Below are 14475 nucleotides of genomic sequence, written 5' to 3'. Positions count from 1 at the left end.
GTGATTATTCAATATATAGTAGCTCTTTTTACGTGAATATATGTGGATAAAATAAATTTTGGTTGTGGACAATGTGGAAAACTCTGTTGATATGTTGGTATTACTAGATTTTTAGTGTGTATAAAACTGTGGGCATTTTTTGTCGAAAAATAGCACTTGACCAATATATATGAAAAATAAAGAGGAGTAAAGAAAAAAGCCATATGTGAAGGCATATGGCTTAAATCAAATTACATATTAATATTTTCTAATTCCTCATTCAACTCAAGCCATTCTAATTCCAATAGCTCATGCTGTTCTTTAGCAGTGGCTAATTCATTTTGTAGCTGTGAAATTTTTTCATGGTCAGTGAAAATAGCAGGGTTGCAAAGGGCTTCCTCTAGATTTTCAACAATAGCTGTTGTTTCTTGCATTTTACCTTCTAAATCTTCGATAGAACGTTTAATTTGACGTTCACGTTTTTTTGCTTCTTTATCAATTTTAGAGGTGGAAGTTTTATCAGGAAGGTCTTGCTGTACTTGTGGTTGAGAAGCTGCCTTCATTTGAGCTAGCTCCAATAGTTCCTGTTTTTTCTCCACATAATAATCATAGTCACCTAAATATTCAAATGACCCAGTTCCAGATAATTCAACAACTTTTGTCGCAATCCGATTAATGAAGTAGCGGTCATGTGAGACAAATAGAAGCGTGCCAGGATAATCGATTAACGCATTTTCCAGCACTTCTTTACTATCTAAGTCTAGGTGGTTTGTAGGCTCATCCAAGATTAAAAAATTTGCCTTTTGCAACATTAATTTAGCGAGAGCAAGTCGTGCTTTTTCTCCACCAGATAAAGAGGATACGACTTTGTCTACATCTTCTCCACTAAAAAGGAAACGCCCCAATACGGTGCGAACATCTTTTTCATTCATGAGCGGCCATTCATCCCATAGCTCTTTCAAGACACTTTTATTGCTTGAGAGCTTGGCTTGCTCTTGATCATAATAACCAATTTGTACATTTGTACCATAGCGAATATCGCCTGAAATAGGTGGTAAGTCTTTCACAATTGTTTTTAATAATGTCGATTTACCAACCCCGTTAGGACCTACAAGCGCTATCCGGTCTTCGCGAAAAGTTCGGAGGTTGATGCCATTAGAAATAGGAAGATTATAGCCGATTGTTAAATCATCAACTGATAAAACATCATTACCACTTTGTCTTTCAATAGTAAAACCGAAACTAGCAGATTTTTCATCACCGTCTGGTGAATCCATCCACTCAGTTCGTTCAAGCATTTTACGTCGACTCTGTGCCATTTTTGTTGTGGAGGCACGAGCAATATTCTTTTGAATAAAATCCTCTAGCTTGGCCTTTTCGTCTTGCTGACGTTCATAGAGCTTAACATCTCGTTCGTAGTTTTTAGCTTTTTCATCTAAATAAGCACTATAATTACCTGTGTATTTAGTGACACGATGGCGGGATACTTCATAGACAATAGAAACAACTTGGTCTAAGAAATAGCGGTCATGGGAAACAATTAAAATAGCGCCTTCATAGCTCTTTAAGTAGGATTCCAACCATGATAATGTTTCGATATCTAAATGGTTTGTAGGCTCATCGAGAATTAACAGATCAGGTTTACTAAGCAAGAGCTTAGCAAGTGCTAAACGTGTGCGCTGTCCGCCGGATAGTGAGCTAATTGGTTTATCATAGTCTTCTGGATAGAACTGCATTCCATGAAGTACTGAGCGAATGTCTGACTCATATTGATAACCACCAGCATCCTTAAAATTATGTTGTAATTGATCGTATTCAGACATAACTTTCGCATAGACAGTTGGATTTTCGTATACTGCAGGATCAGCCATTCGCTGTTCGAGCGAGCGTAGTGTTTGCTCTTGGGCTAAAAGTGATTCGAAAATTGTCATCATTTCATCCCAAATAGTTAGTGTAGAATTTAATCCAGCATGCTGCTCTAAATAACCAATCTGAATATCCTTTGGAATAATGATATCGCCTGAATCATAGGACATTTGTCCAGCGATTATTTTTAATAATGTCGATTTACCTGCACCGTTTCGCCCTACTAAGGCAACGCGATCACGGTGTTGAACTTCTAATTTAACGCCACTTAAAATTTCATCTGCAAGAAAGGATTTTGTTAGTTGATTGACCTGTAAAACAATCATTCTTGACACCTCAATTCTACCTTAGTTTAATGGATGAACGATCTACGTGCAATGTCGGTGCTTTACTTATTCCTAGCAGTCATGTAAGATTGAAACGATTTCTTTTTAGTTAGCTGCGTAAAAGCGCCGTTAACTAAAGAGAAATACTAGAGGGTAAGCAAAAATTTAGTATATAGTTCAGGATGAATGTATTAAAATTATTAGTTATATAAAGTAAAATGGACTGAGGTACATTGTAAGGAGGAAAAAGTTTGAAACAAGAATTAAAAATTCCACAAGCCACTACAAAAAGACTTCCTCTGTACTATCGATTTATTCAAAACTTTGCACAAGAAGGTATGGAACGTATATCGTCAAAGGAACTGAGTGAAGCGATGAAAATAGATTCTGCAACCATTCGCCGTGATTTTTCTTACTTTGGTGCTCTAGGGAAGAAAGGCTATGGCTACGATGTGCAGCATCTATTACAATTTTTTAGCCAGACGCTTGATCAGCATGAAACAACAAAAGTAGCGTTAATTGGCGTGGGGAATTTGGGCAGTGCATTATTAAAATATAATTTTCAAAAAAACCATAATACCCATATTGTCGTAGCTTTTGATTCAAAAGCGCCTAAGGATGGCAAAATGATTAGCAATATTCCTGTTTTTCATCCAGATTTATTGGAGGAGAAATATGCGGAGTATGGCGCAGAGCTTGCCATTTTAACCGTTTCGCCACGCTCTGCACAAAAAATGGCAGATCGCTTAGCGGCAATGGATGCAAAGGGCATTTTGAACTTTACACCAGAGCGGTTAACAGTACCTGATAGAATGCAACTCTTAACTATTGATTTATCGGTAGAATTGCAAGCGCTTATTTATTTAATTCGTAATCAGGAAGAGTGAAAATTATACATATTTTTTAAGTGTAGTTCACCGTTTCTGTCAAATAGAAATTGTAAATAAAAGGCGGTAAAAACTGTGAGAATGACGAAAAACTTTCACATATAATTAGTTAGCAAAATGGCGAATTATGCGTTAAAATGATGGATATAAAGAGGAGGTGGCTGTAATGGGTGGTATTGGTCCTATGAGCCTCATTATTATCGGAGTTGTCGCGTTACTAATTTTTGGTCCTAAAAAGTTACCAGAGCTTGGTAAGGCATTTGGTTCAACACTACGTGAATTCAAAAATGCTACTAAAGGTTTAGCAGACGAAGATGATGATGATAAGAAAAAGAAAGAACTAGATAAGTAAGTTAGGATGTTTGAGGAATGAATCCAAAAGATCTAACTGTTATTGAGCATATAGAAGAATTAAGAAAACGGCTGTTCATTGTTGCCGTTTTCTTTGTTCTAGCTATGGCTGGCGGTTTTTTCGTCGCAAAGCCGCTTGTAAAATACCTTCAAGCTACTGGAGCAAAATATAATATAGAGCTCCATGCATTTGACGTAGTAACACCGCTTGCAATTTATATCCAAATTGTATTTTTAATAGCATTTATTCTTTCATCGCCTGTGTTAATGTATCAATTATGGTCGTTTATTAGCCCTGGACTAAGGGAGGTAGAACGAAGAGCAACCTTAAGCTATATACCGTATTCATTTTTATTGTTTATCGCAGGGTTATCCTTTTCATACTTTTTGCTATTCCCGTATGTCATAAAATTCATGATGAATTTATCAAATGATTTAGACATACAGCAAACCATTGGTATACATGAGTATTTTACATTTTTGTTTAAGCTCACAATACCGTTTGGTTTCCTTTTCCAGTTACCAATTGTTGTATTATTCTTTTCTCGAATTGGGCTTTTAAATCCTGACTTGTTAATACGTATCCGTAAATATTCATACTTTGCTTTATTCGTCTGTGCTGCTATCATTGCACCGCCTGAGCTGGCGTCACATTTAATGGTTTCGGTACCTTTGTTTATTTTGTATGAAATTAGTATTATGATTTCTCGGATTGGTTATAAAAAATACCTTAAATCTGAGGAGATCCGATTAAAAGAAGAGCAGGAAGCTGAACAAAAGCGTCAGATTGAAGAGGCACTTGAACAGCAAAGAAGACAAATAGAAGAATTCAATCAACAGTAATAAATAAAGCTCGATGCCAAAATAAAGGCATCGAGCTTTTTTTTGTTACAATTCCTTTTTTCAATAAATTTACATAGCTTTACAAAAAATTATTGCATTTTTTCTAGTTCTTGAAGAAACTTTTGCAATGGTTCTGCATAGAATTGTACAAGTGTTACAAAACCATTGAGCATGACGTGTGCAATAATAGAAGTCCAAATACGTTTTGTTTTGTGATACAAAAAGGCAAAGATTAAACCACAAATAGTATAAAGCAAGATATGAGAGAAGTCGAAATGGATAATCGCAAAGAATATGGCACTTACGATTGCGGCCACCCAGAAATTTGTTGTTTGGACAAGCGAACCGAATATAACTCTTCGGAAAACAAACTCTTCTAATATGGGCCCAAATACAACAATTGCTAATATAGCAATAGGAGCTCCTTTTGCTATAGCAACGATATCTGCGGTATTTTGGGAGCCTCCTTCGATACCAAAAACAGCCATTTCAATGGCGGCACCAATCATTTGACCAAAGAACACCAGGAAGAAGCCGATGATCCCCCAAACAATCGTGAGAGGTATCGTTTCCTTTTGTCCTTGATAAATATTCCAAAAGGCTTTATCACGAGATGTAAGAATTAAGCTCAAAATGAGTGCAACAGCAAAACTAAGGGCAATATACCAGCCTTGCGTAATGGGGGCCGCTTGTTCAGAAGCTAGACCAGTTATCTTCATAACGAGCTTATGGAACGGTAAGAGCAGCCATCTGCTTGAAATCTGCATAAGAATATAAATCAGCAAAACATACAGCGCTGTTTTTTTATGTTTCGTTATTTTTTGAGAATTAGTCACAATCAAAATCCTTTCCATTTATATGCTTCCTTTCTATTGTAGAGGAATATGGAAAGAAAACAAAATTTTTCGAAGTTCTGACTTGCAAAAAAAAGAGCGATTGATTATCATAATAATTGTGTTAGCACTCATTGAGATAGAGTGCTAATAAATTTAAACAATTATTTATTATTAGGAGGTTGTTTCACTTGTTAAGACCACTAGGAGATCGTATTGTAATTGAACTAATCGAGGTAGAAGAAAAATCTGCATTCGGTATTGTACTACCTGACTCTGCAAAAGAAAAACCACAAGAGGGTAAAGTAGTAGCAGTTGGGACAGGTCGTGTATTAGAGAACGGACAACGTGTAGAGCTTGACGTTAAAGTTGACGACCACATTATTTTCTCTAAGTACTCTGGTACAGAAGTTAAATTTGAAGGTAATGAATACCTAATTTTACGCGAAAGCGATATCCTTGCAATTATTGAATAAGAACATGTAAAGCACCTTAAGTAAGGTGATTGCCTATTGTTTCTTAACATAAGTGACAATAAGGTGAAATTGATATAAATATATTGAAGAAGCTTAACGAATATTCCATTTCAGGAGGGTAAATTCACATGGCAAAAGATATTAAATTCTCAGAAGACGCTCGTTCATTAATGTTACAAGGTGTAGATAAATTAGCGAATGCAGTGAAAGTAACATTAGGACCAAAAGGACGTAATGTTGTATTAGAAAAAAAATTCGGTTCACCACTAATTACAAATGATGGTGTTACAATTGCAAAAGAAATCGAGCTAGAAAACCCATATGAAAACATGGGAGCAAAATTAGTAGCAGAAGTTGCTTCTAAAACAAACGAAATTGCGGGTGATGGTACAACTACAGCAACAGTATTAGCACAAGCAATTATTCGTGAAGGCTTGAAAAATGTAACAGCTGGTGCAAATCCTGTAGGTATCCGTAAAGGTATTGATAAAGCAGTTGCTGCTGCACTTACAGAATTACACGCGATTTCTCGTCCTGTAAGCAATAAAGAAGAAATTGCACAAGTCGCTGCTATTTCGGCTGCTGATGATGAAGTTGGACAACTTATTGCTGAAGCAATGGAGCGAGTTGGTAACGATGGTGTTATTACAATCGAGGAGTCTAAAGGCTTCACAACAGAATTAGATGTAGTAGAAGGTATGCAATTTGACCGTGGCTATGCTTCACACTATATGGTAACAGACACAGATAAAATGGAAGCGGTTCTTGATAACCCATACATTTTAATTACTGATAAAAAAATCACAAACATCCAAGAAGTATTACCATTATTAGAACAAGTGGTACAACAAGGTCGTCCACTGTTAATTATTGCTGAAGATGTTGAAGGTGAAGCTCTTGCAACACTTGTAGTGAACAAGCTTCGTGGTACATTTAATGCTGTAGCAGTAAAAGCACCTGGCTTCGGTGATCGTCGTAAAGCAATGCTAGAAGATATCGCTATCTTAACTGGTGGGCAAGTGATTACAGAAGAATTAGGCTTAGACCTAAAATCAGCTGATATTTCTTCACTTGGTCGTGCAGCAAAAGTTGTTGTGACAAAAGATAACACAACAATTGTTGAAGGTGTAGGCGGTGCAGACGCAATTGAAGCACGTATTACTCAAATCCGTGCACAACTTGCTGAAACAACTTCAGAATTCGATAAAGAAAAATTACAAGAACGTCTTGCAAAATTAGCAGGTGGTGTAGCAGTCATTAAAGTTGGTGCTGCAACTGAAACAGAGCTAAAAGAACGTAAACTTCGTATTGAAGATGCGCTTAACTCTACTCGTGCTGCTGTTGAAGAAGGTATCGTATCAGGTGGTGGTACAGCTCTTCTTAACGTCTATGGTGCTGTGGAAAAAGCAGCTGAAGCTGTAGAAGGCGATGTAGCTACAGGTGTGAAAATTGTTCTACGTGCTTTAGAAGAACCAGTTCGCCAAATTGCTAATAACGCTGGTCTAGAGGGCTCTATCATCGTGGATCGCCTAAAACGTGAAGAAGTGGGCATTGGTTTCAATGCAGCTACTGGCGAATGGGTAAACATGGTAGAGGCAGGCGTAGTAGACCCAGCGAAAGTAACTCGCTCAGCGCTACAAAACGCAGCATCTGTTGCAGCATTATTCTTAACAACAGAAGCAGTTGTTGCTGATATCCCTGAAGCAGCACCAGCAATGCCAGATATGAGCGGTATGGGCGGTATGCCGGGAATGATGTAAGAACCTTACCCCTTTCGTTAGGTATGTAAGGCTAAACATAGTGAATTAGTAGAGGCTTCTCATTAGTTGTGAAAACTTTTGAGGAGCTTCTATTTTTTTGCTTTTCTTCCGTGGGAAATTATATCTCAAAATATGATGTAAAACCAGTTCTCAATGCTTCAGTTGGGAACTGGTTTTTTACTAGCATAATAGCGTTGCTATTGAACCGATTAAGAATGATGTTGAAAACTATGAAAATAATTTTCCTGTTGTTTTTCAATAGATTATCACTTACAATACATATTGATAATGATAATCGTTATCAATAATGATTAATTTTATAGATAGAGGTGAAATTTTGGATAAACAGGAAGCTAACAGAATAGGGATGGGTACTATTTATTATGTTATTATTTTACTTTTAATCGGCTCCATTATAGTCTCTGCAGTTTATTCTGTATCAATAGGACAGGTTAGTATTCCTTTTAAGCAATCAATGGATATTTTGCTTCATGCTATAACCAATGGAAGGCTAGGCTCGCTTGACAATGTGGATAGTGAATCCTACTTGAATATTATTTTACAAGTCAGAATGCCACGAGTAATTTTTGCCTTATTGATTGGGATTGGACTTGCATTATGTGGGACTGTTATGCAGGCAGTTGTGCAAAATCCTCTGGCTGATCCATACATACTTGGTATTTCTTCAGGCGCTTCGCTGGGAGCAACTTTTGCCATTTTGGTTGGATTTGGTAGTAGTGAATTGTTAGCGCAGTTTGGTGTGGCCTTTGGTGCGTTTGCTGGGGCGATGATAACTTCTATGGCTGTGCTTATCTTATCTAGCATAGGGGGTAAAGCCACATCTGTAAAACTCGTTTTATCAGGTGTTGTCATCGGTGCCTTATGTAGTTCATTTTCGAGTCTTATCATCTTTTTTGCGAATAATGCTGAGGGCATTAAAACAGTTACATTTTGGTCGATGGGGAGTTTAGCTTCTGCCAGTTGGGACAAAACACCGATTTTAACCATTGTGATTGTACTCGGGGCTACCTTATTTTTGTTCCAGCATCGAGTGCTTAATACGATGCTACTTGGGGATGAATCAGCTATTACATTAGGTATCAATTTAAGTGTTTATCGTAAATTATATATGATTCTAACTTCTTTAATTACAGGAACAATGGTCGCTTATGCAGGTATGATTGGCTTCGTCGGCTTAATTATTCCCCATATTACGAGAGGTATTTTCGGAGCAGATCATAAACGATTAATGTTAGGGACATTACTCTTAGGAGGCCTTTTCATGATTTGGGCAGATATTCTGTCTCGTACATTAATCCAAAATGTTGAATTACCGATTGGCATCATTACTTCTGTCATTGGGTCACCATTATTTATCTATATGATTGTAAAAAAAGGTTACAACTTCGGAGGGTAGAGCAATGGAATTAGTAGCAAAAGAAATAGAAGTAAAGATTGGCAAAAAGGAAATTGTAAAAAACATATCGATTCACGTGAATAAGCAGCAATTTGTGGGTTTAATCGGACCAAATGGATGTGGAAAGTCAACTTTATTAAAAAGTATTTATAAAAGCCTTGTGCCACAAAAAGGAATGGTCTTTTTAGATGATTTAGATGTTTTGAAAAGTCCCGAAAAAAAGATATCACAGCACTTGGGTGTTGTTGGGCAATTCAATGAAATGCACTTTGATTTAACGGTACAGCAAATGGTGATGTTAGGCAGAACACCCCATAAAAAAATGCTAGAGTCAGATAATCAAAAGGATTTTGACATTGTGGAAGAGGCATTAACACGCACGAATTTACAAGCATATAAGGGACGTAGTTTTCTTTCATTATCTGGAGGTGAAAAACAACGTGTTATTTTAGCCAGAACAATTGCTCAGCAGCCTCAATTTATGATTTTAGATGAACCGACAAACCATTTAGATATTCGCTATCAAATTGAAATACTATCCTGCGTGAAAAGTTTAAAGATTGGTGTATTAGCGGCGCTCCATGATTTAGAGATGGCAGCACATTACTGTGATTATCTTTATGCAGTTAAAGATGGCGAAGTTTATGCACATGGCGTACCAGAGGATGTTTTAACACCAGAAACAATAGAAGCTTTATATCATATAAAGTGTAAAACGTTTACGAATCCAGTGACGAATGGATTAGGTTTTGCTTATGGACTATAGGAGGAGCAAGATGAAGAAAAAACTACTAATAGGAATCGGACTAGCGGCGCTATTAACATTAACAGCTTGCGGTAACACATCCAAAAATATAGCTGAGGAAACACAGGCTAGAGATCATTATCCGCTGACAGTTGAAAACTTTTCAAAAACAGAGGGTGGATCAACATGGGAAAAGAAAGATCAAGTATTCGATAAAGCACCTGAAAGAATTATGGCAAATACACGTCCAGCTGCAGAATTATTATTACATTTAGGATTGGGCGATAAAATTGTTGGTGTTGGAGCAAACTTTGGTGCAGTAGATAAATCTGTGGAAGGGGAATACGCTAAACTGACTATTTTAAGCGATGAATATGTTGGCAAAGAGGTTACATTAGGAACAGACCCTGATTTAGTATTTGGCCGCGGAGGCTTATTTGATAATGCTGAATGGGGAGTAGGTACAGTAGATTCACTTAATGAAATGGGCATTAAAACATTTGTTTTAGAGTCGTCGGTAACAGGTGGTACATATGATTCTATTTACAATGATATCAAAAATATTGGTGAAATTTTTAATGTGCAAGATAAGGCGGATAGCTTTATTAAAGAACTAAAAGGGAGACAACAAAATATTTCTTCAAAATTAGAAAGCATTAAAGAAGAGAAAACATTTGCTTATTTGCATACAAATGATCCAAAAGAGCTTTTTGTCTTTCCAGCACACGATGAAACATTCTTTAATGATGCATTCAAAATGGTTAAGCTAGAGAATATTTTTAAAGATGAAACAGGTGATGTAAGTGTCGAAACACTAATAGCAGCAGATCCAGATGTATTAATTCTTCCTAACTGGGATGGCTCTGATTTAACAAAAGTACGTGAAGAAATTTATGCTAATCCTAAACTTTCAAGCATGAAGGCTATTAAAAATAAACAAATGTACATTGTAGATTATAATTATATGTTCGGTTATGGCTATAACACAATTGATGGAATGGAAGCCTTAGCTAAGGAAATGTATCCTGACTTATTTAAATAATATTGAAAGAGCTATCCCTGAGAGTCGAATAAAGGACATGATGGGATAGCTTTTTTGTTATCTCTGTAGAAGCTGCTCTCTATTTAACTTTGTGGTTTTTATAGTGGAGGATACGTTGTTCCAGCATATAGATACAGGGTGTAGTGGATCGAGATAAAATAACTGTGTTGAAAGGTCTTTTCTTGTTCTTTTAATATCAACCGTATCCAGCAAATGGGGTGAACGACTCGGCAATAGGCCTGTTTTAAAGAATGCTTCTTTTAAAGTCCAAAGCTCATAAAAAACATGGTGAGACTGATGAGAGACTAATTGTTGCTCTGCCTTGGAAAGTGCATAGTGCATGAGCTCTTTACTCACAGGCTTTATTTCTTCAACGTCGATGCCTACTCGCCCACTAGGTGTTACGGCTAACACAATCCAATCACCAGAATGAGAAAGATTAAAATCACCTTGCCAATGGGGATGGCCTGCAATATAAGGGCGACCATGTTCATCCTGTGCCGTGTGTAATAAGGCATCATCTAAATATGGAAGAAGAGCCCATCTGATGAGAGTCTTACCTAGTAATGCTCTTTGACGGTCCTGCCAATGCTTGTATTGATTAAGCTTTTTTTTCACATCAGAAGGGAGTACTTTGCTGAAAGTATCCCATTCTGATGGTGTTAACTGAGGCCCTAGAGGCGTGGCAAATAGTTGTATATCCTGTTGAATCATCTTATGTTGACTTGTTGTGGTTCAGGGAAGTAGCCTGTATCAATGCCGTATTGAAGCATTCTTTGAATAAAAGCTGTATTTGGTACTGCACATTCAATTTTCGTATTAGCTAAAAATTCTAGAGTTTTTTTGCAATTGAAGATAAACGGTGAGTCACTTGCTCCATCACCTTCAAGCTGTGCAATAGCTAATGATAAAAATTCCTGTACATCTTTCGAATGCTCACCATTTAATAACCAATTTGTATATTCCTGAGTAGACACAATTGTTAAGTCATAACCGAGTTCCTTAATAGTGTCGATTAATTCTAAATAAGTAATCGACACAGGGTTACATAAGTGGAAGACATGACCATTCACCGCTGATTGTGCTGCCAGAGAAACGAGGGCCTGACTTGCATAATTAATTGGGGTAAAGTCAACATGCCATTGTGCCGTAGGTGTCTTACCTAAATAAAGCATTGATTTAATCATACGGTAAAAGGCGTTATCATCGATATTACGTTGGAATTTTCCCGTTTCAGAATGACAGCTTAAATTACCTACACGATAGATGGAAACAGGAATTGCATCTTGAACCGCATTTCGAACAAGATTTTCTGCCTCTAGCTTACTTTGTGTATAAACATTATCCAATTTCACGTCGTAATTAAAATTCCCTTTTTCTTCATTTGGTCCCCATTGAAGGGCAGCTAACTCCTCTGGAATACCAATTGTTGATATGTAATGGAAATGTACACCTGGTTTCTTTTTGGCTATTTCCAGCAAATAGCGAGTACCGTTAACATTCACATTATTAAAGTGGTCAGTCGCACCGAAATGACGTACATCTGCACCACAGTGAATGATGGTAGTGATTTCTTCCATTATCTTTTGTTCATCGGCATCAGATAATTGAAGGCGTTGCTTTCCTAAGTCGCCTTGGATAACAGTAATACGGCCTTTTATCTGATCAGCAAAAGCACTGCCAAAATAAAATTGCATACTGTCTATTAGCTTTTCTTCAATTGTTACATGAGCACTTGGTCGAATAAGACAATAAATATGTGCAGCAGTTGTAGTTAACAGCTCGTATAATACATGGCTACCTAAATAACCTGTGGCCCCTGTTAATAATACGGAAGTCATTGGCAATGGTTTCGCAGTTTGTGAGACTTCTAACGGGCTTGGTTCCATAAGATCCTTGAAAATAATTGGAGCTGCATTTTCCTGAACATCAACAGCTTCAGGCTGATAGCTAAGAATATATTGATCGAGCTCCGCAATGGTTTGATACTGGAAAAAGTCCTGGATTTTTAAGAATGGTATATGCTTTTTCACTTGTACAAGAATTTCCAATACTTTTAAAGAATGTCCCCCAATGTGGAAGAAATTATCGTGAATACCTATTGGTTCGATACCTAGCACATACTCCCATGCGGCAGCTAGCATACGCTGTGTATCATTTTCTGGTGCAATATATGTAGTGCTTCTTGATAAGGTTACTTCCAGTGAGGCTAATTGTTTTCGATCAATTTTTCCTGTAGGAGATAGAGGCATTTCAGGTAATTCCATAAAACGCTCAGGCACCATGTAATCAGGTAAAAGATTCGCTAAGTAATCTCTTAACATATCTTCGTCAAGCTGCATACCACTTGCTACCGTATAGTAGGCAAATAAATGATTATTACCATCAGACATTTTCTTTGCAATAATGACGACTTCTTGAATGCTTGGATGATTACTTAATACGGTTTCAATTTCTCCAAGCTCAATACGGAAGCCCCTTACTTTGATTTGTGAATCCTTACGTCCGACAAATTCGATATTACCGCTAGGCAATAGGCGAACTAAATCACCTGTTCGATACATTTTTTTGTTCGGTTTCAATAGATGTGGAACAAAGACCTCAGCCGTTTTCTCAGGCTGATGTAAATAACCTGCTGCTAAACCAACACCTGCAATACATAACTCTCCTGTTACATGAACAGGGCAAAGCTGTTCCTCTGCATTTACAACATACATCTCATAATTAGCGACAGGTCTACCAATAGGGATGCTAGATTGCATGTCTGTTATCTGACTCTTTACTTTAAAATAGGACGACAGTACTGTACATTCAGTTGGCCCATACACATTAATAATCTCTGTAGATAGCCCGAATTTTTCCTGCCATTTTTGAACAATAGCAGGCAGTAGGGCTTCCCCACCAACAGATAAATAATTTAGAGTAGTTAGCTTTGTTCGGTATTCTTTAGGTAAATGTGTCGCTAGTTGTGTAAAGAAAGCATTTGGTATAGTGGCAGTTGTTACTTGCTCACGACTAATCATTTCAGCAAAAGCTTCAATCGATAGACGCTCTACACTTGTTAGCATATGAAGTCTTGCTCCTGAAAAGAAAGCAGTAAAAGTTTCTGTGACAGAAGGGTCAAAACTATAAGAGATAAATTGAGAAAAAACATCATCTTCCGTTGAATGGTAGATTCTTTGATTATCTGTAATTAAATTAATAACAGCTCCATGCTTAAGCAAAACACCTTTTGGTTTGCCTGTTGAGCCAGATGTATAAATGATATAAGCTAAATCAGATGGATGTAATTCACAATGAATATTTTCCTGTGAATAGCCGTTCTCTGATTGGCTTACAGTTAACACGGTATGTTTTTGAGAATCACTATGTATGAAATCGTTCAATAAAGCTCTATATTCGCTTTTCGTTAAGATATATGGAGCACCTGTATCGTTTAATAGATATTGACAACGTTCTTTTGGATAGCTTGGATCTATAGGAACATACACTCCACCTGCTTTTAGGACACCGAGTAAGCTAATGACAGTTTCTTTACTACGCTCCATAAAAATTGCCACATGATTTCCTTTTTGAAGACCGTTTGCAACTAACATATGAGCGACTTGGTTGGATTGTTCATTTAGCTGACGGTATGTCAATTTGCCACCCTCATATGATAATGCAATTCGTTCAGCAAACTGTTGTGCAGCCTGATAAAATACGTCAGGTATTGTTGCATCTTTATCGTAGTCAGCTATTGTTTGATTCAATTTTTTGTATGCCCGTAAATCTTCTTCATTTAAAAGTTGAATACGATCGGATGGAAAACTTTGTGGCTCAAAAGAGTACGTATGATTATGCGATGGGTGTACATCAAAATTATGTTTAGTATTCAATTATGACAACTCCTATTTTAGAAAAGGGCAGACACTTATGAAGGAGTGTTTGATGTATTAGTTCCACAGAAT

At 37.0% G+C, this 14475-nt stretch carries 12 protein-coding genes; 8 read left to right on the top strand and 4 right to left on the bottom strand.

Annotation, left to right across the window (positions count from 1 at the left end; genetic code table 11):
- Positions 1-230: 230 nt before the first annotated feature.
- Complete coding sequence (locus OU989_RS19900) at positions 231-2171, bottom strand: ABC transporter ATP-binding protein (protein ID WP_274794667.1); 1941 nt, start codon at positions 2169-2171, stop codon at positions 231-233.
- A gap of 251 nt (positions 2172-2422) precedes the next feature.
- Between OU989_RS19900 and OU989_RS19895 the strand changes: the two genes are divergently transcribed.
- The 3 genes from OU989_RS19895 (at position 2423) to tatC (ending at position 4252) form a co-directional block, all read left to right on the top strand.
- A complete protein-coding gene (locus OU989_RS19895) occupies positions 2423-3058 on the top strand; it encodes a redox-sensing transcriptional repressor Rex (RefSeq protein ID WP_274794666.1) in 636 nt (211 codons plus the stop codon).
- Between the two features lie 166 nt (positions 3059-3224).
- Positions 3225-3410, top strand: coding sequence for a twin-arginine translocase TatA/TatE family subunit (locus OU989_RS19890; RefSeq protein ID WP_008176991.1), 186 nt, complete (start codon positions 3225-3227; stop codon positions 3408-3410).
- Between the two features lie 17 nt (positions 3411-3427).
- Positions 3428-4252, top strand: a complete 825-nt coding sequence (tatC, locus tag OU989_RS19885; protein ID WP_274794665.1) for a twin-arginine translocase subunit TatC — start codon at positions 3428-3430, stop codon at positions 4250-4252.
- 89 nt (positions 4253-4341) lie between these two features.
- Here the strand turns inward: tatC and OU989_RS19880 are convergent, their stop codons facing one another.
- Positions 4342-5106 carry a CPBP family intramembrane glutamic endopeptidase gene (locus OU989_RS19880; RefSeq protein WP_274794663.1) on the bottom strand — a complete coding sequence of 255 codons (765 nt, stop codon included), beginning with the start codon at positions 5104-5106 and terminating at the stop codon, positions 4342-4344.
- 170 nt (positions 5107-5276) lie between these two features.
- Here OU989_RS19880 and groES point away from each other — a divergent pair, with 170 nt between their 5' ends.
- From groES to OU989_RS19855, 5 genes are all read left to right on the top strand, one after another.
- Positions 5277-5561 carry a co-chaperone GroES gene (gene groES, locus OU989_RS19875; protein ID WP_054612084.1) on the top strand — a complete coding sequence of 95 codons (285 nt, stop codon included), beginning with the start codon at positions 5277-5279 and terminating at the stop codon, positions 5559-5561.
- Positions 5562-5689: 128 nt separating this feature from the next.
- Positions 5690-7321 (top strand): chaperonin GroEL, encoded by a 1632-nt coding sequence (gene groL, locus OU989_RS19870; RefSeq protein ID WP_274794662.1) that lies wholly within the window; start codon positions 5690-5692, stop codon positions 7319-7321.
- A gap of 367 nt (positions 7322-7688) precedes the next feature.
- Positions 7689-8738 carry a FecCD family ABC transporter permease gene (locus OU989_RS19865; protein WP_404809741.1) on the top strand — a complete coding sequence of 350 codons (1050 nt, stop codon included), beginning with the start codon at positions 7689-7691 and terminating at the stop codon, positions 8736-8738.
- A 4-nt stretch (positions 8739-8742) separates the two neighbouring features.
- The gene (locus OU989_RS19860; RefSeq protein ID WP_274794660.1) at positions 8743-9504 is read left to right on the top strand and encodes an ABC transporter ATP-binding protein; all 762 of its coding nucleotides are present in this window, start codon (positions 8743-8745) and stop codon (positions 9502-9504) included.
- A 10-nt stretch (positions 9505-9514) separates the two neighbouring features.
- A complete protein-coding gene (locus OU989_RS19855) occupies positions 9515-10525 on the top strand; it encodes an ABC transporter substrate-binding protein (protein WP_274794659.1) in 1011 nt (336 codons plus the stop codon).
- Positions 10526-10582: 57 nt separating this feature from the next.
- On the opposite strand, the gene OU989_RS19850 is transcribed toward OU989_RS19855, so the two are convergent.
- Positions 10583-11239, bottom strand: a complete 657-nt coding sequence (locus tag OU989_RS19850; protein WP_274794658.1) for a 4'-phosphopantetheinyl transferase family protein — start codon at positions 11237-11239, stop codon at positions 10583-10585.
- Positions 11236-14403 carry a non-ribosomal peptide synthetase family protein gene (locus OU989_RS19845; protein ID WP_274794657.1) on the bottom strand — a complete coding sequence of 1056 codons (3168 nt, stop codon included), beginning with the start codon at positions 14401-14403 and terminating at the stop codon, positions 11236-11238. The genes OU989_RS19850 and OU989_RS19845 overlap by 4 nt, the downstream gene beginning before the upstream one ends.
- Positions 14404-14475 lie beyond the last annotated feature (72 nt).

Origin of the sequence: Lysinibacillus irui (genome assembly GCF_028877475.1) — a bacterium.
GTDB classification, from domain to species: Bacteria; Bacillota; Bacilli; order Bacillales_A; family Planococcaceae; genus Lysinibacillus; species Lysinibacillus irui.
The sequence above is the reverse complement of the archived record's forward strand: the minus strand, read 5'-3'. Positions and strand labels throughout refer to the sequence as shown.